Below are 19271 nucleotides of genomic sequence, written 5' to 3'. Positions count from 1 at the left end.
GAAAGATTTCACAAAGGCGTGGGCTTCCCCACGCGTCCCAAGATCGATAAAGGGCGCGCCGGGTGCCGGGGCGTGCGTCAGCTCATGCGCAACGCGAGGAAGAAGTCCAACTTGTCCTCCAGGCGCGACAGATCACGACCCGTCAGCTGTTCGATGCGGCCCACCCGGTACCGCAACGTGTTGACGTGCAGATGCAGCCGCGACGCGCAGCGGGTCCACGAACCGTCGCAGTCGAGGAACGCCTCCAGCGTCGTGATCAGCTCCGCGCGGTGCTTGTGGTCGTAGTCCCGCAACGGGTCGAGGAGCCGGGCCGTGAACGCCCGCCGCACGTCGTCCGGCACGAACGGCAGCAGCAGCACGTGGGACGCCAGCTCCTGGTGGCCCGCCGCGCAGACCACGCCCGTACGGGCCGCCGCCACGCGCCGCGCGTGCCGCGCCTCCTCCAGGGCGCCGCGCAGCCCCTCCGCGGAGTGCACGGCGGCGCTCACGCCGATCGTCAGACGCCCGTCGTCGGCGAGCCCGGCCGCGAGGGGCTCCCGTACGGCGGTCAGCAGCGAGTCCGCGAGCAGGCCCTGCTCCGAGCCGTCGTGCTCCGCCGCCACCGCGGGCAGCGGCACCAGGGCGATCGCCTCGTCGTCCGTGTGCGCCACCGCGATGCGGTCGGAGGGCTCGGCGGCGTCGGGGCGGGCGCCCGCCTCCGGGTTGATCAGGATCTCCTCCAGGAGCGACTGGGCCACCGCCCCGCCCCCGGCCTCGTCGCCGGCCCACTCGACGCGCGCCACGACGACCTGCCAGTGCGGGGCCGCGCCCAGACCCGGCAGCAGCACCGGCGCCGCGACGCGCAGCCGCGCCGCGATCTCCGCGGGGGCCGCGCCCGCCTGCACCAGCTCCAGGACCTCCTGCGCGAGCCGCCGCCGCACCGTGCGCGCCGCGTCCCGCCGCTCCCGCTCCACCGAGATCAGCTGCGTGACGCCCTGGAGCAGGTCCAGCCGCTCCTCAGGCCAGTCGCCCGCGTCCGCCTCGACGGCCAGCAGCCAGTCCGCGAGCACGCCCGCCGAGGCGTCCGGGGCGGCGGGAGCCGTCTCCTTCGGCGCCGAGGCGATCGGGAACAGCGAGTACGCGACCCCGTCCACCGTCACCCGGTGCGGGCTGCGCCGCGCCGTGCGCACGGCCGCCAGGTGCTCGGCGGCGAGTCGGGTGCGGACCTCCGCGGGCAGCTCGGGCCCCGCCGCCGCCGAACCGGCGATCGCCCGCCCCGTCGGGGAGAGCACCCACGCCCGCAGGTCCAGGTCGGAGCCGAGCAGGTCCAGGACGACGTCCGGGCCGCCGCCCGCGGGCCCCGACGTCATCAGCCGCCGGTGCCGGTCGACGACCGCCGCGAGGTCCCCGGCGCGCTCGCCCGAGACCTGGCGCACCACGTGCTCGGTGATCGTCCCGAACGCCACCGACTGGGCCACCGAGAACAGCGGCACGCGGTGCCGGGCGCAGGCCTCGACGAAGTCCTCGGGGACGTAGCCGAACTCGGCGGTGCCCGCGGCGACCGCCGCGACGCCCGCCGCCGCCATCAGCCGGGCGAACGGCTCCGAGTCGGCCGGCTCCCGGTGCCAGGCCAGGCCCGTCAGGACCAGCTCGCCGCCGGACAGATAGCGGCTCGGGTCCCGCAGGTCCGTGGTCATCACGCCGCGGACGGTGCGGTCGAGCTCGTCCTCGCCGCCGAGGAGCCTGAGGCCCAGCGCGTCCGTGTCCAGCAATGCGCGCAGCCGCATGTGTTCGTCGCCGCCGATCTGTCTCGAAGTAGTGCCCAAGTGGAACCCCAGGGACCTGTGGCCTGGGTTTCCGGAGGAAAACGGTGAGGTTACTGATGCCGCCCGTTCATACGAATCTACAAGACACCCTCGTGGGCCAGCCAACGCGTTCATGTTTTCCGTGACTGACACAGCCGGAGTACAGGCGGTGTACTGGGCTCACTCCGCGTGAACAGCACATGAACGAGCCCCTGTGATCCGCACATCCCGTGGCTCGAACGCATCGCATCGACCCCCGCACGACACGACGCACGAACCACGCACGATCCCTGCCCGATCCACGAACCTCACGGAGAAGAGAGCCGTCATGGACTTCCTTCGCCCCGGCAGCTGGGAGGAGGCGCTCGCCGCGAAGGCCGAGCACCCCACCGCAGTGCCGATCGCAGGTGGCACCGATGTCATGGTCGAGATCAACTTCGACCACCGCCGCCCCGAATACCTGCTCGACCTCAACCGCATCGGTGAGCTGAACGAGTGGGAGGTGGGCGAGGGCAGCGTCCGGCTCGGCGCCTCCGTCCCGTACACCAGGATCATGGAGCACCTGCGCACCGAGCTGCCGGGTCTCGCCCTCGCCTCCCACACCGTCGCCTCCCCGCAGATCCGCAACCGCGGCGGCGTCGGCGGCAACCTCGGCACCGCGTCCCCGGCCGGTGACGCCCATCCGGCGCTGCTCGCCTCCGGCGCCGAGGTCGAGGTCGAGTCGGTACGCGGCTCGCGGCGCATCCCGATCGACGAGTTCTACACCGGGGTCAAGCGCAACGCCCTCGCCGAGGACGAGCTGATCCGCGCCGTGCACATCGACAAGGCCGCGGGCCCGCAGCAGTTCTCCAAGGTCGGCACGCGCAACGCGATGGTGATCGCCGTCTGCGCCTTCGGCCTCGCCCTGCACCCCGACACCCGGACCGTGCGCACCGGCATCGGCTCGGCCGCGCCCACGCCCGTTCGGGCCAAGGAGGCCGAGCAGTTCCTGAACGCCGCGCTCGAAGAGGGCGGCTTCTGGGACAACGGCAAGATCATCACCCCGTCGGTCGCCAAGCAGTTCGCCACGCTGTGCTCCGGCGCCTGCAACCCGATCGACGACGTACGCGGCACCGCCTCGTACCGCCGGCACGCGGTCGGCGTCATGGCGCGCCGCACGCTGACCTGGGCCTGGGAGTCGTACCGCGGCTCGGCCACTCGCACGGAGGGAGCCGCGTAATGCGCGTCAATTTCACGGTCAACGGCCGCAAGCAGGAAGCCGACGACGTCTGGGAGGGCGAGTCCCTGCTGTACGTGCTGCGCGAGCGCATGGGGCTTCCGGGCTCGAAGAACGCGTGCGAGCAGGGCGAGTGCGGCTCCTGCACCGTCCGGCTCGACGGCGTGCCGGTGTGTTCGTGTCTGGTGGCCGCGGGACAGGTCGAGGGCCGCGAGGTCGTCACCGTCGAGGGCCTCGCCGACCACGCCAAGGCCCGCTCCTGCGGCTCCCACGGGGGCGGTACGACGCTCCAGGAGGCGCAGGGCTGGTCCGCGAAGGGCACCGACTCGCAGACCGGCGAGGGCGGTGAACTCGCCCCGATCCAGCAGGCGTTCATCGACGCGGGCGCCGTCCAGTGCGGCTTCTGCACGCCCGGACTGCTGGTCGCGGCCGACGAGATGCTGGAGCAGAACCCGAACCCGTCCGACGCGGACATCCGCGAGGCGCTGTCCGGCAACCTCTGCCGCTGCACCGGCTACGAGAAGATCATGGACGCGGTCCGGCTCGCCGCCGCGCGGCAGTCGCAGCCCGAGGGAGTCTGATCAGCATGGGTACGACAGGAATCCCCGGCAAGGTCACCCAGGGTTCGCAGACCAAGGGCGGCATCGGCGAGTCCACGCTGCGCCCGGACGGCACCCTCAAGGTCACCGGCGAGTTCGCGTACTCGTCCGACATGTGGCACGAGGACATGTTGTGGGGCCACATTCTGCGCTCCACCGTCGCCCACGCCGAGATCGTGTCCATCGACACGGCCGAGGCCCTCGCGACGCCCGGCGTCTACGCGGTCCTCACCTACGACGACCTCCCCACGGCCATGAAGAACTACGGCCTGGAGATCAAGGACACCCCGGTCCTCGCGCACGGCAAGGTCCGCCACCACGGCGAACCGGTCGCCTGCATCGCGGCCGACCACCCGGAGACCGCGCGCCGCGCCGCCGCCAAGATCAAGGTGGAGTACCGCGAGCTGCCCGTCATCACCGACGAGGCCTCCGCGACCGCGCCCGACGCCGTCCTCGTGCACGAGAACCGCGACGACCACCACATCGGCCACGTCCCGCACCCGAACATCGTGCACCGCCAGCCGATCATCCGCGGCAACGCGGACGAGGCCGCCAAGAAGGCCGACTTCGTCGTCAAGGGCGAGTACACCTTCGGCATGCAGGACCAGGCCTTCCTCGGCCCCGAGTCCGGCCTCGCCGTGCCCGCCGAGGACGGCGGCGTCGACCTCTACGTCGCCACCCAGTGGCTGCACTCCGACCTCGGCCAGATCGCCCCGGTCCTCGGCCTGCCCGAGGACAAGGTGCGGATGACGCTCTCCGGCGTCGGCGGCGCCTTCGGCGGCCGCGAGGACCTGTCGATGCAGATCCACGCGTGCCTGCTCGCGCTGCGCACCGGCAAGCCCGTCAAGATCGTCTACAACCGCTTCGAGTCCTTCTTCGGACACGTCCACCGCCACCCCGCGAAGCTTTACTACGAGCACGGGGCGACCAAGGACGGCAAGCTCACGCACATGAAGTGCCGCATCGTCCTCGACGGCGGCGCCTACGCCTCAGCCTCCCCGGCCGTCGTCGGCAACGCGTCCTCCCTCGCGGTCGGCCCGTACGTCCTCGACGACGTCGACATCGAGGCCATCGCGCTGTACTCCAACAACCCGCCCTGCGGCGCCATGCGCGGCTTCGGCGCGGTCCAGGCGTGCTTCGCGTACGAGGCGCAGATGGACAAGCTCGCCGACAAGGTGGGCATCGACCGGGTCGAGTTCCGCCAGCTCAACGCCATGGAGCAGGGCACGATCATGCCGACGGGCCAGCCCGTCGACTCGCCCGCCCCCGTCGCCGAACTGCTGCGCCGCGTCAAGGCGATGCCCATGCCGCCCGAGCGCCAGTGGGAGTCCAGCGAGGGCGCCGACGTGCGCCAGCTGCCGGGCGGCCTGTCCAACACCACGCACGGCGAAGGCGTCGTACGAGGGGTGGGCTACGCGGTCGGCATCAAGAACGTCGGCTTCTCCGAGGGCTTCGACGACTACTCCACCGCGCGCGTCCGCATGGAGGTCGTCGGCGGCGAGCCGGTCGCGACCGTGCACACCGCGATGGCCGAGGTCGGCCAGGGCGGCGTCACCGTGCACGCCCAGATCGCGCGCACCGAGCTGGGCGTCACCCAGGTGACCATCCACCCCGCCGACACCCAGGTCGGCTCGGCCGGCTCGACGTCCGCGTCCCGCCAGACGTACGTCACCGGCGGCGCCGTCAAGAACGCCTGCGAGCTCGTCCGGGAAAAGGTCCTGGACCTCGGCCGCCGAAAGCTCGGCACGTACCACCCGGCGTGGGCGACGGCCGAACTCCTCCTGGAGGGCGGCAAGGTCGTCACCGACGGCGGAGAGGTCCTCGCCGACCTCGTCGACGTACTGGAGGGCGAGGCCGTCGAGGTCGAGGAGGAGTGGCGGCACCGCCCCACCGAGGCCTTCGACCTGCGCACCGGACAGGGCAACGGACACGTCCAGTACTCCTTCGCCGCGCACCGCGCCGTCGTCGAGGTCGACACGGAGCTCGGCCTGGTCAAGGTCGTCGAACTGGCCTGCGCCCAGGACGTCGGCAAGGCGCTCAACCCGCTGTCCGTGGTCGGCCAGATCCAGGGCGGCACCACCCAGGGCCTCGGCGTCGCGGTGATGGAGGAGATCATCGTCGACCCGAAGACGGCGAAGGTGCGCAACCCCTCCTTCACCGACTACCTGATCCCCACGATTCTCGACACGCCGACCATCCCGGTCGACGTGCTCGAACTCGCCGACGACCACGCCCCGTACGGGCTGCGCGGCATCGGTGAGGCACCGACCCTGTCGTCGACCCCGGCTGTCCTCGCGGCGATCCGGAACGCGACGGGTCTTGAGCTCGACCGGACCCCGGTCCGTCCCGAGCACCTGACGGGAACGGCTTCGGCCTAGCCCCGCCTCCCCGCGGGGTGACGGCCGACGCCGTCACCCCGCAGTACCTCTGCGTCTCGGGCCGTCCCCCGGGTCGTGCAGCCATCCCAAAACCCGTGCGCCGTAAGGCAGTCGACGGGTGCCCCTATGAACCTTGGGAAACGAGGCACCATGACCCAGCAGTCCGTGGAGCCCAAGACCACCGCCGACGACGCGGGCGCGGGCTCGCGCCAGCCGGCCGGACGGTCTTGGCTCGACCGCTACTTCCACATATCCGACAGAGGATCGACGTTCGCGCGCGAAGTGCGCGGCGGCATCACCACCTTCATGGCGATGTGCTACATCCTCCTGCTCAACCCGCTGCTGCTCGGCGGCCCCGACGCCGCGGGCAACAAGCTCAGCCACGCCGGCCTCATCACGGCGACCGCGCTCGCGGCCGCTGTCTGCACCCTCCTCATGGGCTTCCTCGGCAAGGTCCCGCTGGCCCTCGCCGCCGGCCTCTCCGTCTCCGGCGTGCTCGCCACACAGGTCGCGCCCAACATGACGTGGCCGCAGGCCATGGGCATGTGCGTGATGTACGGCGTCGTGATCGTGCTGCTCGTCGTCACCGGGCTGCGCGAGATCATCATGAACGCGATCCCGCTGGCGCTGAAGCACGCCATCACCATCGGCATCGGCCTGTTCATCGCCCTGATCGGGCTGGTCAACGCGGGCTTCGTCGGCAAGGGCAACCCGGTGACGCTGGGCATGGGCGGACAGCTCAAGGGCTGGCCGGTCCTGCTCTTCGCGGTCACCCTGCTCCTGATCTTCATGCTCCAGGCCCGCAACGTCCCCGGCGCGATCCTCATCGGCATCGTCGTCGGCACGGTTCTCGCCGTCATCGTGAACGCGGTGTTCGACCTGAGCCCGAAGGTCTGGGGCGGCAGCCCGCCCGAACTGACCGGCAGCGCCGTCTCCATGCCCGACTTCTCGCTCTTCGGGCACGTCGAGTTCGGTGGCTGGGACTCCATCGGCGGCATGACCGTCGGCATGATCGTGTTCACCCTCGTCCTCGCCGGCTTCTTCGACGCGATGGCGACGATCATCGGCGTGGGAACGGAAGCCAAGCTCGCCGACGACAAGGGCCGTATGCCCGGCCTGTCGAAGGCGCTGTTCATCGACGGCGCCGGCGGCGCGATCGGCGGTGTGGCGGGCGCGTCCGGCCAGACCGTGTTCATCGAGTCCGCGACAGGCGTCGGAGAGGGAGCCCGCACGGGCCTGTCCTCCGTCGTCACCGGCTTCCTCTTCGCGCTCGGCCTGTTCTTCACGCCGCTCGCGCAGATCGTGCCGGGGCAGGTGGCAGCCGCCGCGCTCGTCGTCATCGGCGCGATGATGATGCAGAACGCCCGCCACGTGGACTGGTCCGACCGGGCCGTCGCGGTGCCGGTGTTCCTGACCGTGGCGCTGATGCCGTTCACGTACTCCATCACGGCCGGGGTCGGCGCCGGAGTGATCGCCTACACGGCGATCAAGGCGGCGCAGGGGAAGTTCCGCGAGATCGGCGCCTTCATGTGGGTGCTGACGCTCGTCTTCCTCGTCTACTTCGGCCTGCACCCGATCGAAAGCTGGCTGGGCGTCAAATAGCCCTACCGTTACCCCCTTTGCGTAAGGAGACCCAGACATGCTGGACATCGCCGAGGAACTGCACCGGTGGGTCGAGCAGGGACGTGACTTCGCCGTGGCCACGGTGGTGGCCGTCGGCGGCAGCGCGCCCCGGCAGCCGGGCGCGGCGCTCGCCGTCGACAGCGAGGGCGTCGCGATCGGCTCGGTCTCCGGAGGGTGCGTGGAGGGCGCGGTGTACGAACTGTGCGGCCAGGCCCTGGAGGACGGTGAACCCGTCCTCGAACGGTTCGGCTACAGCGACGACGACGCGTTCGCCGTGGGTCTCACCTGCGGCGGCGTCATCGACATCCTCATCACGCCTGTACGGGCGTCCGACACGGCTGTACGGGGCGTGCTCGCGCGGGCGCTCGGGGCCGCCGCCACGGGGGAGGCGGCGGCCCTGGCGCGCATCGTCGCGGGCCCGTCGGAGCTGATGGGGCGGGCACTGCTGGTACGTCCCGACGGTGCGTACGAGGGCGGGTTCGGGGGCCACCCGGAGCTGGACAGGACCGTGGCGGGGGAGGCGGCGGCGTTCCTCGACGCGGGCCGTACGGGCACGCTGGAGATCGGCGAACAGGGCTCGCGCTGCGGCGCGCCGCTCACGGTCCTGGTGGAGTCGTCGGTACCGGCCCCCCGGATGATCGTCTTCGGCGCGATCGACTTCGCGTCGGCGCTGGTGCGGATGGGGAAGTTCCTCGGGTACCGGGTGACGGTGTGCGACGCGCGGCCGGTGTTCGCGACGGCGGCGCGCTTCCCCGAGGCGGACGAGGTGGTGGTCGAGTGGCCGCACGAGTACCTGGAGCGGGAGTCGGACGACGTCGACGGCCGCACGGTGCTGTGCGTGCTGACGCACGACGCGAAGTTCGACGTGCCGTTGCTGCGGTTGGCGTTGCGCCTGCCGGTGGCGTACGTGGGGGCGATGGGGTCGCGCCGCACGCATCTGGACCGCAATGAGCGCCTGCGTGAAGTCGGCGTCACGGAGCTGGAGTTGGCGCGTCTGCGCTCACCCATCGGGCTGGACCTGGGTGCGCGGACGCCGGAGGAGGTGGCGGTCTCCATCGCCTCCGAGATCGTCGCGACCCGCCGCGGCGGCACGGGCGTGTCCCTCACCGGCGCCCACACCCCCATCCACCCCGACCCGACGCCCTCCCGCCCCATCACCTCCGTGGCCTGACCCACCCCACCCGGCGCCGACCCCACCGCCCCGGCTACGCGGCACCGGGGGCCGCCTTGCCCACCCTGCCGCCCCAGGCGGCAGACTGCCCAAGGCGACTCGGTCTGCGTAGGCGCCATCCGGCACATCAGCCCCTCCGGCGCTTGAGGAGCGGGGCTCGGGGCGGAGCCCCGTAGCGGTGCTGTGGGTGGCCGGTTTGTGGGGTCGGCGTAGGTGCCATCCGGCACATCAGCCCCTCCGGCGCTTGAGGAGCGGGGCTCGGGGCGGAGCCCCGTAGCGGTGCTGTGGGTGGCCGGTTTGTGGGGTCGGGGTAGGTGTCATCCGGCACATCAGCCCCTCCGGCGTTTGAGGAGCGGGGTCCGGGGCGGAGCCCCGTGGCGGGGGTGCGGGTGGCCGGGTCCGGGGCGGAGCCCCGTGGCGGGAGGCCCATGGGGTGACGGGTGACCGGACTTGGGCCCCGCGTACTTGACGGCACGGACACCACCCCGGAACCCTGTGGGAGCGCTCCCGCAAGGCCGACCGTCACCCGCTCGACCGGACCCCAGGAGTCACCGTGCGAAGACCCCTCACCCGCACCGCCGCCGCAGCCGCGACCACCGCCGCTCTCCTCCTCGCCGCACCGCAGGCCCTCGCCGCCGAACAACCGACGGCGGACGCCACCCGCGGCCCCGCGCTCCACACCCCCGAGCCCAACCCCGACGCCGTACGGCAGATCGCCCGCCTCCTCAAGGCCGGCGACCACCGCGACGCCGCCCGCATCACCGCGATGATCCGCACTCCGCAAGCCGTGTGGTTCGGCGACCAGACCCCGACCGAGGTCGAGAAGCTCGCGCGCGACGTCGTCAAGGACGCCGACCGCCACGACGAGACCCCCGTGATCGCGCTCTACAACGTCCCGGGCCGCGACTGCTCCAACTACTCGGCCGGCGGCGCCACCACCACCGCCGAGTACCAGACCTGGATCGACGCCGTAGCCGACGGCATCGGCTCCCGCGAAGCACTGGTCGTCCTCGAACCCGACTCGCTCGCCCTGCTCCCCGCCGACTGCGGGCAGGACGACGCCCAGGGCACGAAGACCACCGCCCGGTACGCCGAAGTGAACTACGCCGTCGACACGTTGGAGCGGCTCGACCGCACCCGCGTCTACCTCGACACCGGCCACCCCGGCTGGCACAGCGTCAACTCCATCGTGCCGCGCCTCATCAAGGGCGGCGTCACGGACGCGGCCGGCTTCTTCACCAACGTCTCGAACTACCAGACCGACGACGCCAACTCCTGGTACGGCAAGCTCATTTCGTCGTGCATCACGTACGTCGAGAAGAGCGAGGGGGACGCCGCCGACTGCCCGAACCAGTGGACGCCGCGCGCCGACGCGCAGACCTGGCTCGACGCCCACGTGAAGGTCCCGGCCTCCCGGATGCCGCACTTCGTGACCGACTCCAGCCGCAACGGAAAGGGCCCGTGGACCGCGCCCGCAGGGAAGTACACGGACGCCCAGGAGTGGTGCAACCCGCCGGACCGCGGCCTCGGCGCCCGCCCGACCCTGCGCACGGGCGACCCCTTGCAGGACGCCCGTCTGTGGATAAAGATCCCCGGCGAGTCGGACGGCCTGTGCCTGCGCGGCACCGCGGGCCCCGAGGACCCCGAGCGGGGCATGGTCGACCCGAAGGCGGGCGACTGGTTCCCGCAGCAGGCGCTGGAACTGGCCCGGTACGCCAACCCGCCGCTGCTCCCCGAGAAGTGACGCCCGGCCGTCACCCCTGACGAGGTGACGTTTCTCCGGTGGCATCACCCGCGGGGCCGTCCGCGGGGCCGCCCCCGGCGTCGTCGAGCAGCGCGTCCACCGCCCGCCCGAACATCCACCGCCCCGCCGCCGCGACCACCCGGTCCGCGGCGCGGGGCACTCCGCGTACCCGCAGCTCCTCGCGCCACTCGACGCGCGCGCCCCCGTCGCCGAGCGCCCGCACCTCGAACTCGGCCCAGCCGGTGACGACCCGGCCCCGCTTCTCCATCCGGCAGCGGCGCGGCGGCTGCCAGGCCACGATCTCCATCGGGTCGTCGAAGCCCCAGCGGCCGACGCCGGTACGCGCCACGAACACCGTGCCCGCCGCGTCCGGCGGCGGGGTCGTCACCGTGACCCGGGTCAACGGCACGCTGTCGCCGTGCCGTTCCCAGTCGGTCAGGCGCCGCCACGCCTCGGCGGCACGCAACGGCGTGTCACGAACGATCCTGATACGGGCACTCATGTCGCGATGCTAAGCATCCGGCCCCGTCCCGTGGCGTGCCACGCCGACCGGCCCGCGAGTGAGTTGTCTGTCTCCTCGGCGAACCGGGCAGGAACCGCCGCCCGTACGACGGACTGCTGCCGCTCGCCGCGAGCCGAAGCACCAACGCGCCCGGCATGCCGCCCCCCGGCGCACGCGTGAGGGCCGCGTGCGGCCGCCGTCGTGGCGACCGCACGCGGCCCCGGTCACACTGCCGTGCGCGGTCGCGTCACGCCCGCCGGTAGGCGGAGACGAGCCGGTCGAGAGCGTCCGCGTACTTCCCGGTGAGCGCCAGGTGATCGGCGTCCGCGAACGGCTTCGCCCAGCCCGCCGACACCGTGCCGCCGGCCTTGCCCTGCACGATGAGGCGCGCCTTGGTCACGAGGGCCTCGCCGGTCCGCGCGTCGTGCGCCTTCCGCGCCTCGCGGGCCAGCGCCCGCAGCTCCTGCTCGCCGCCGCCCGGCGCCTTCACCAGGGTGGTGAGCCCGTACCCGTACGGGAACTGCGGATCGTACGACGCGTCGCCCACGTTGATGGGCAGCTGCGCCTCCGACTTCGGCCAGGTGACGGGGAGTTGACCCGTGAACGGCCGCTTCCCGTACAGCACGTCGGCGACGCCGTCGCCCTCCGTGCCCGGCAGCCAGGACGCGACGAGCGCGTCGATGTCACCGAGCCGGTCACCGATGAGCTGCGGGCGGCCCGAGACGACGAGCACCGCGCACTTCATGGCGCCGCAGACCTTGTCCACGGCCGCCTTGTCGGCGGCGGAGAGCTCCAGGTCGTGCCCGTTGCCGACATCGCCGACGCCCTCCGCGTACGGGGTCTCGCCGACGACGACCACGCCGACGTCGTACCCGGAGGTGGGCGCCGAGGCGTCCTTCGAGTAGTCGACCTTCGCCGCGGGCGCGGCCTTCTTCATCGCCTGGAGGATCGTCGTGCCGTCCGTGATCTTCCCGGACTGGCCCTGCCAGGAGATGGTCCAGCCGCCGGCCTGGTTGCCGATGTCGTCGGCGTTGGACCCGGCGACGTACACCTTCTGCGAAGGCTTCAGCGGCAGTACGCCCCCGGCGTTCTTCAACAGGACCTGCGACTTCGCCGCCGCCTCCCGGGCCACGGCGCGGTGCGCGGCGCCGCCGATCTCGTCGATCCCGCTCGTGTCGGCGTACGGCTTCTCGAAGAGGCCGAGCTTGAACTTCTGTGTGAGGATGCGCGACACGGCGTCGTCCACGCGCGCCTCGCTCACCCGGCCGGAGGTCGTCTCGGCGAGCAGGGCCTTCTCGAAGTCGGCGTAGGCGTTCGGCACCATGATCATGTCGAGGCCCGCGTTGATCGACGTACGGACGTCGGAGGCGTAGTCGCCGGGAATCTGGTCGATGCCCGCGTAGTCGCTGATCACGAACCCGTCGAAGCCGAGCTTCTTCTTCAACTCCCCATTGATCATCGCCGCGTTGGCGTGCATCTTCACGGGGCCCTGGTCGTCGCCGATGATGTCGAGCGAGGAGTACGAGGGCATGACCGTGCCGACACCGCGCTTCACGGCCTCGCCGAAGGGCGCCAGGTGCACGGCCTCCAGCTCCTGCCTCGTCACCTTCGTGATGCCCTGGTCGATGGTGTACGAGCCGGTGGTGGAGGAGCCGTACTCGGTGCCGCCGTCGCCGACGAAGTGTTTGGCTGTGGCGAGCACCTTGTCGTTCCTGTCCAGGTCGCCGCCGTTCGCGCGGCCCTGGAAGCCCTTGATGACGGTCTCCATGGACTCGACGAGGGCCGGGTCCTCGCCGAAGGCCTCGTAGGAGCGGCCCCAGCGCTCGTCGCGGGTGACGCACAGGCAGGGCGCGAAGTCCCACGGGACGCCGGTCGCGCGGACCTCGGAGGCCGTCACCGCCCCGGTCCTCTCGGCGAGTTGGGGATCGCGGCTCGCGCCGATGCCGATGTTGTGCGGCATGATCGTGGCGCCGACGACGTTGTTGTGGCCGTGCACGGCGTCCACGCCGTAGATCAGCGGGATCTGGAACCGCGTCGCCTGCGCCCGCAGCTGGTAGCCGTCGATCATCTTGGCCCAGGCCTCGGGCGTGTTCGGCGTGGGCACGGAACCGCCGCCGGAGAGCAGCGATCCGAGCGCGTGACTCGCGATGTCCCCGGGCGACTTGAGCGCGGCTCGCTCGGCCTGCGTCATCTGGCCGACCTTCTCCTCCAGCGACATCCGCGAGACGAGGTCGGCGACCCGCTTCTTCACGGGGAGCTTCGGGTCGAGGTACGGCAGCCCGTGCGCGTCGACGACGACCTGCGGGGACTCGGCGGGCGGCTTGGCGCCGGTGACGGTCAGCTTCAGCGGAACGGTCTCGGCGGCCTCGGCCCTGGTGGAGTCCTTGCGGGTGGTGACCGTGACGGTCTTCGCCGCGCCGGACGCGGTGCCCGCAGGGAAGGTGACCTTGCCGGTGACCGGGGTGTAGTCCGTGCCCGCGTCGGCGGTGCCGCCTTCGGTGGCGTACTCGATGGTGACCGGGTCCTCGATCGGCACGTTCCCGGTGGTCGTGACGGACAGCTTCACCGCCGCCGAACCGCCCTCCTTCACCGGGTACACGGCCGCGTCCGTCGACACCTGCGCCCGCAACGACTGATCGGCCTTGCCGTACAACTCGACGTGGTCCATGGCGAATTTGCTCTTCACGCCGGTCGGCAGCGTGACCGCGTAGCCCCACATTCTGTCGAGCCCGAGGACGTGGTCGATGCCGCCGACGGGCTGGTAGTCCGTGCGGTACTCGAACCGCGTGAACGGCAGCTCGACCTGCTTCCAGCCGGTGAAGTCGTCGGTGAACGACGTCGTCCACAGTTCCGACGCCTCGCCGTGCGCGCCGCCGTCCTTCAGCTCGAAGGTGAGCTTGCGGCCCGAGTCGTCGCCGTACCACCACAGGCGGATGCCCTTGTGCGCCGACCAGTCGTGGGCGGGCTCGTCGGCCGCGTAGTCGTGGCTGAAGCCGCCGTAGCCGCTGATGTCGTAGGCGCCTTCGAGGACCTTGGCGCCCTCGGGCGCGTCCGCGCGTTCCTTGAGTTCGAGCTTCGGATGGTCGTCGGTGTCGCCGCCCCACGTGAAGATGCCCTCGGCGGGCTGCGAGGCGAAGGGCACCTCGCCCTCGAAGCGGTCCACAGGCGTGGGCGCGGGGTCGTCGGCGGCGGAGGCGGCCGTGGTGCCGGTCAGCGGCAGCAGACCCGCCGCGAGCGCCGACACGGCCACTAAGGCCGCGCGTCTCCTGCGGCCTCTGCGGCCCGATCCGGTGGTGGTGTCGGTGTGACGCAAGGTTCCCTCCCGGTGTTCCCGTTGCGGGTGCTGGTGGTGCGCCGTGCCGTTTCTAAATTCAAGGCTTGAGTTAAAGGGGGAGTCGTGGGGCCGTCAAGAGTTCGGAACGTAAAGGGAGTTGGGGCCGGGACGCGGCCGAGTTGGCACCAGGTAACCGATTGACAGCCGCGCCCCCGCCCCCGATCGTTTCCCTCGGGGTGTGACACCTGACGGTTGGGGGACCGCGATGAGGTGGCAGGGGGGCGCGTCGTCGTCCGACGACGCGGAGCGACGAAACGGTGGCGGCTTCGGCCCGCCGCCACAGAATCCACCGGTGTCACCGGGGCCGTCGGTTCCGCCGATGCCGCCAGGGCCGCCGCCCGGCCCGCCCCCGTCCGCGCCACCCGGCTTCGGCCCACCCGTGCCCCCGCCACCCGTTTTCGGCCCGCCGGGCACCCCGGTGCCCGGCTTCGGGCCGGCGCAGGAAGTGGGGTTCGGGCCGGTCCGGCCGCCGGGGCCGCCGCCCGGCCCCGCCGATCCGGGGCGGGCCGTCGCGGTCGGGTTGCTCAACCTCAGCGGGCTCGGGATCGGGTACGTGCTCGTGCGCCGCAGGCTGCTCGCGTTGCTCTGTGTCGCCGCGACGGCCGCGCTGCTCACGGTCGCGTTGCCCGCCCGGCCGGACGGCGTGCCCGGCTGGGCCCTGGCCGGGTACGGCGTGCTGCTGCTCGCCGCGGCGGCCGACGGGGCGCGGCGCGGGCTGCGGGCGCCGTCGACTTCCGTACGGATCCGTCCGGCCGTGGCGATCGCCCTCGGTGTCGTACTCCTCGCGGTGCCCGCCGGGGGAGCGGTCGCCTACGACGGACTGCGCGACGACGCCGTGGAGGAGATGCTGCTCCAGCGGCTCGACCGCACCGACGCCCTCGTCGCGCAGGCTCGCCAGCGCGGCTTCGAGGACGGCGACAGCACCTTCGTGCGCGCGCTCGGCCGCTACGACGACCTCGTCGAGGAACACCCCGGTTCACAGGCGGCGCGCCGCGTCCCCGCGAGCCTGACCAAGTACTACGAGGCGGTGGCCGCGCCCTACGGAACCCGCGGCGGCAGCTGCGCGTCCGTCGACGGGCTCACGTACCTGCGCACCGTGCCCCGCGTCATCGACCGCGACGTCCTCGGCAAGCTCGCCACCTGGCCCGACGACCGGCTCGCCGAGTCCCTCCTCGCGTGCGGCGCCACCCGGCTCGGCAGCGGCGGCTCCGACCGGCGCGGCGGCGAACTCGGCGCACTCCTTCGGACGTTCCCCGACTCCGAGCAGGCTCGGAAGGTCGGCCCCACCGTGCTCTCCGCCCTCGGCAAGCGCGACGACATGCTCGGCGACGGCGGCCGTTCCTGCCGGGCGCGCGACGAGGTGCGCGGCATCGGCAGGACCGTCGACGGGCTGCCCGCCGCCACCGCCGACGCCCTGCGCGGCGAGGTCCGCCGTGCGCTCGGCAAGGGGCTGTACGCCTGTGGCCTGGAGGAGTTCGACGACAAGTCGTTCGCCGCGGCCCGCAGGACGCTGACCGAGTTCACGGACGCGTACAAGTCCGACAGCCACCGGGCGCGAGCCCGGCAGATCGCCATCGCCGCCGAGATCGCCGAGAAGCGCCCGCAGGCCGGCGACCGGCTGCCGCCGCGGTCCGCGCCGGGCGGCACCGGCATGGAGATGGTGATCAGCAACGACGGGCCCGACCCCGTCGAGGTCCTCTACACCGGACCGGTCACCGGCCGGATCACCATCGGCGCCTGCGGCTCCTGCACGACGTACCCCACGGAGGCGGCGGGCCGCGGCAAGGCATGCCAGGCGAGCGGCAAGAGCTACCCGAAGAAGACGCTGCGGCTGCCCCCGGGCACGTACCACTTCCTGCACAAACCGGGCGGCAAGAGCGCGACGGCCTCCGGGCGCGCGGCGGGCGGCCGGGTGCAGCCCGGCTACTCGTACACGCAGTGCAGCTACGTGGTCAGGAGCCAGCTCGGCGCGGACCGCTAGGGCCTGATCCAAACGACAGGCCCTAGCGGCCCGGAACCGACCCGCAGCGCCCGCTCTTGACCCCGGCTTGTCCCCGGCTTGCCTCTGCCTTGACCCTGCTTTGACCTGCGCAAATACCCTTCCGGGTCCCTGTCGGAACGGTCAGGGAAAGTGGTTACACTCGCTTGCTCGATACAGGCGAGCGACGCCTGCGATCGGGAGACGGTGGCCATGGGCAAGGGGACGGTCCATGGCCGGACGGACGGGCCACGGGGCCGTGCCGACCGCTCTCCCGCCTCGATGCCGATCCGGAAGAGTCTGAATACGCACGCCACGCGCCCGGCCGCAGTACCCGGGCCCGATGGCGAGCAGGGAGCAACACAAGAATGACTGAGGCCGTGTCCGCGTCCCGCGGAGACACCGCTGCCCAAGCGATACCGACCCGCCAACACAGCACCACATCCAATGGCCTGAGCCACCGTCAGATCCTGACGATCCTGAGCGGCCTCATGCTGGGCATGTTCCTGGCCGCCCTCGACCAGACCATCGTCTCCACCTCGATCCGCACCATCGCGGACGACCTCGACGGCCTCAGCCAGCAGGCCTGGGCCACGACGGCGTACCTGATCACCTCGACGATCTGCACGCCGCTGTACGGCAAGCTGTCCGACCTGCACGGCCGCAAGCCGTACTTCCTGACGGCGATCAGCGTCTTCATCGTCGGCTCGGCGCTGTGCACCTTCTCCACGTCGATGCCCGAACTCGCCGCGTTCCGCGCGGTCCAGGGCATCGGCGCCGGCGGGCTGATGTCACTTGCGCTCGCGATCATCGGCGACATCGTGCCGCCCCGCGAACGCGCCCGCTACCAGGGCTACATGCTCGCCACCTTCGCCACCTCCAGCGTCGCGGGACCGCTCATCGGCGGCGCCCTCGCCGGACAGGACAGCATCCTCGGTGTCACCGGCTGGCGCTGGGTGTTCCTGGTGAACGTACCGATCGGCGTCATCGCGCTGTTCGTCGTCGCCAAGGTCCTCAACATCCCGCACGTGCGCCGCGACCGGCGCATCGACTGGTGGGGCGCCTTCACCATCGCCCTCGGCGTCGTGCCGCTGCTGCTCGTCGCCGAACAGGGCCGCGAGTGGGGCTGGGGCTCCCCGGGCGCGATCGTCTGCTACGCCGTCGGCGTCGTCGGCATCGTCGCCTGGATCTTCGTGGAGCGGGCGGTAGGCGACGACGCGCTCATCCCGATGCGGCTGTTCCGCAACGCCATCTTCAGCAAGACCAGCTTCCTGTCCGTGCTGATCGGCGCGGGCATGTTCGGCGGCATGCTGATGATTCCGCAGTACCTCCAGATCGTGAAGGGCGCGAGCCCCACCAAGTCCGGTCTCGAGATGCTGCCGCTGATGGCCGGCATGATGATCGCGTCCATCGTCTCCGGCCAGATCACCGGAAAGACCGGCCGCTACAAGGTCTTCCCGGCCATCGGCACCCTCTTCATGGTGGCGGCGCTGCTGCTCTTCCACTTCAAGGTCGAGTGGGACACCCCGCTGTGGGAGACCATGCTCTACATGGGGCTGTTCGGCCTCGGCCTCGGCTGCTGCATGCAGACGCTGGTGCTCGCGGTGCAGAACGCGGTGCCGCCGCAGGACATGGGTGTGGCGACCGCCTCCTCCACGTTCTTCCGGCAGATGGGCGCCACGGCCGGTACGGCGATCTTCCTGTCGGTGCTGTTCAGCAACGTCGGCGACAAGATCTCCGAGGCGTTCCGGTCGGCCGCCCGCACCGCGGACTTCCAGGCCGCGCTGCACGACCCGTCGGTGGTGAACGATCCCGCCAACAAGCCGGTCCTCGACATGGTCAAGGGCTCCGGCGGCAGCGGCGGCGACGTGCTGTCCGACTCCTCGTTCATCCAGCACCTCGACCCGCGCCTCGCGGAGCCGTTCAAGCAGGGCTTCGCCGACGCCATGCACGTGGTGTTCCTCATCGCGGCGTGCGTCATCGTCGTCGCGTTCCTGATGGTCCTGTGGACCAAGGAGGTCCCGCTGCGCACCATGTCGGGGCTCCAGGCGCGCGAGGCGGCGGAGAAGGGGGAGACGGCCCCGGCGCCCGCCCCGGCCGAGCCGGTGGGCACGGCGACGGGCGACGCCTCCGCGGGGGTCCAGGGCCACGTCCGGGACCGCGACGGCTCGCCGCTCGCGGGCGCGGTGGTCACGCTGATCGACCTCAGGGGCGGTCAACTGGGCCGTGCGACAACGGGATCCGACGGCGCGTACCGCATCGGCGCCCCGGCCGGCGGCACCTACGTGCTGATCGGTTCGGCCGGCTCCCGGCAGCCGCAGGCCACGACGCTGACGGTCGGCGAGGGCTTCCTCGACTTCGACCTGATGCCCACCGGGGCGGCGGGCCTGACCGGCACGGTCGTCACGGCGGACGGTGAAGTCCCGGTCCCCGGCGCCCTGGTGATCGCCACCGACGTACGCGGTGAGGTGGTCGCCTCGTGCGCCGCCGACGCCACGGGCGGCTTCACCTTCGGTGACCTGGCCCCCGGCGGCCACACCCTCGCCGTGAGCGCGGCGGGCCACCGGCCCACGGCCCTCCCGGTCGAGATCGCCCCCGGCGCCCCGAACCGGTGCGAGGTCCGGCTCGTGCCCGGCGCCCGCGTCCACGGCGTGGTCCGCGGCGCGTCCGGCACCCCGCTGAACGACGCCCGCGTCACCCTCCTCGACGCGGCGGGCAACACGGTCGGCACGGCGATCACGGGCGACGACGGCGCCTACGCCTTCGACGACCTCGACGCCGGCCCGTACACCGTCGTCGCCGGCGGCTACGCCCCGCGGGCCCTCCCGGTCACCCTCGACGGCACGGGCAGGAACGACGCCGACGTGGAGCTGAGCCACTGACGCGCTGAACGCGGTCGCGGCGAAGGCCGTGGCCCGGCCCCCGGAGCCACCGGGGACCGG

Annotated in this window: 11 protein-coding genes; 8 read left to right on the top strand and 3 right to left on the bottom strand. The window is 72.0% G+C overall.

All coding sequences use genetic code 11. The features are described 5' to 3' along the window. Window positions 1–77: 77 nt before the first annotated feature. Window positions 78–1766 carry a PucR family transcriptional regulator gene (locus ACYBSK_RS27000; RefSeq protein ID WP_460247109.1) on the bottom strand — a complete coding sequence of 563 codons (1689 nt, stop codon included), beginning with the start codon at window positions 1764–1766 and terminating at the stop codon, window positions 78–80. 346 nt (window positions 1767–2112) lie between these two features. Between ACYBSK_RS27000 and ACYBSK_RS26995 the strand changes: the two genes are divergently transcribed. From ACYBSK_RS26995 to ACYBSK_RS26970, 6 genes are all read left to right on the top strand, one after another. Next, window positions 2113–3003: an FAD binding domain-containing protein gene (locus ACYBSK_RS26995; protein WP_460243664.1), complete on the top strand. Its 891-nt coding sequence runs from the start codon at window positions 2113–2115 to the stop codon at window positions 3001–3003. Further along, the gene (locus tag ACYBSK_RS26990) at window positions 3003–3581 is read left to right on the top strand and encodes a (2Fe-2S)-binding protein (protein WP_457479828.1); all 579 of its coding nucleotides are present in this window, start codon (window positions 3003–3005) and stop codon (window positions 3579–3581) included. The genes ACYBSK_RS26995 and ACYBSK_RS26990 overlap by 1 nt, the downstream gene beginning before the upstream one ends. A 5-nt stretch (window positions 3582–3586) precedes the next feature. Beyond that, window positions 3587–5977 carry a xanthine dehydrogenase family protein molybdopterin-binding subunit gene (locus ACYBSK_RS26985; RefSeq protein ID WP_460243663.1) on the top strand — a complete coding sequence of 797 codons (2391 nt, stop codon included), beginning with the start codon at window positions 3587–3589 and terminating at the stop codon, window positions 5975–5977. Window positions 5978–6127: 150 nt separating this feature from the next. Beyond that, window positions 6128–7579 (top strand): NCS2 family permease, encoded by a 1452-nt coding sequence (locus tag ACYBSK_RS26980; RefSeq protein ID WP_457479826.1) that lies wholly within the window; start codon window positions 6128–6130, stop codon window positions 7577–7579. Window positions 7580–7616: 37 nt separating this feature from the next. Next, window positions 7617–8771, top strand: coding sequence for an XdhC family protein (locus ACYBSK_RS26975; protein WP_460243662.1), 1155 nt, complete (start codon window positions 7617–7619; stop codon window positions 8769–8771). A 553-nt stretch (window positions 8772–9324) separates the two neighbouring features. Continuing rightward, window positions 9325–10515, top strand: a complete 1191-nt coding sequence (locus ACYBSK_RS26970) for a glycoside hydrolase family 6 protein (RefSeq protein WP_460243661.1) — start codon at window positions 9325–9327, stop codon at window positions 10513–10515. Between the two features lie 10 nt (window positions 10516–10525). Here ACYBSK_RS26970 and ACYBSK_RS26965 read toward each other — a convergent pair whose 3' ends face one another. Both ACYBSK_RS26965 and ACYBSK_RS26960 read right to left on the bottom strand, forming a co-directional pair. Then, window positions 10526–11017 (bottom strand): SRPBCC family protein, encoded by a 492-nt coding sequence (locus ACYBSK_RS26965; protein ID WP_460243660.1) that lies wholly within the window; start codon window positions 11015–11017, stop codon window positions 10526–10528. A gap of 247 nt (window positions 11018–11264) precedes the next feature. Beyond that, window positions 11265–14267, bottom strand: coding sequence for a glycoside hydrolase family 3 protein (locus ACYBSK_RS26960; protein WP_460243659.1), 3003 nt, complete (start codon window positions 14265–14267; stop codon window positions 11265–11267). Between the two features lie 463 nt (window positions 14268–14730). Between ACYBSK_RS26960 and ACYBSK_RS26955 the strand changes: the two genes are divergently transcribed. Then, window positions 14731–16332: a hypothetical protein gene (locus ACYBSK_RS26955; RefSeq protein WP_460243658.1), complete on the top strand. Its 1602-nt coding sequence runs from the start codon at window positions 14731–14733 to the stop codon at window positions 16330–16332. 365 nt (window positions 16333–16697) lie between these two features. Next, the gene (locus ACYBSK_RS26950; protein WP_460243657.1) at window positions 16698–19211 is read left to right on the top strand and encodes an MFS transporter; all 2514 of its coding nucleotides are present in this window, start codon (window positions 16698–16700) and stop codon (window positions 19209–19211) included. The last annotated feature ends 60 nt before the right edge of the window (window positions 19212–19271 follow it).

It is taken from the genome of Streptomyces sp. BYX5S (genome assembly GCF_054724165.1).
The sequence above is the reverse complement of the archived record's forward strand: the minus strand, read 5'-3'. Positions and strand labels throughout refer to the sequence as shown.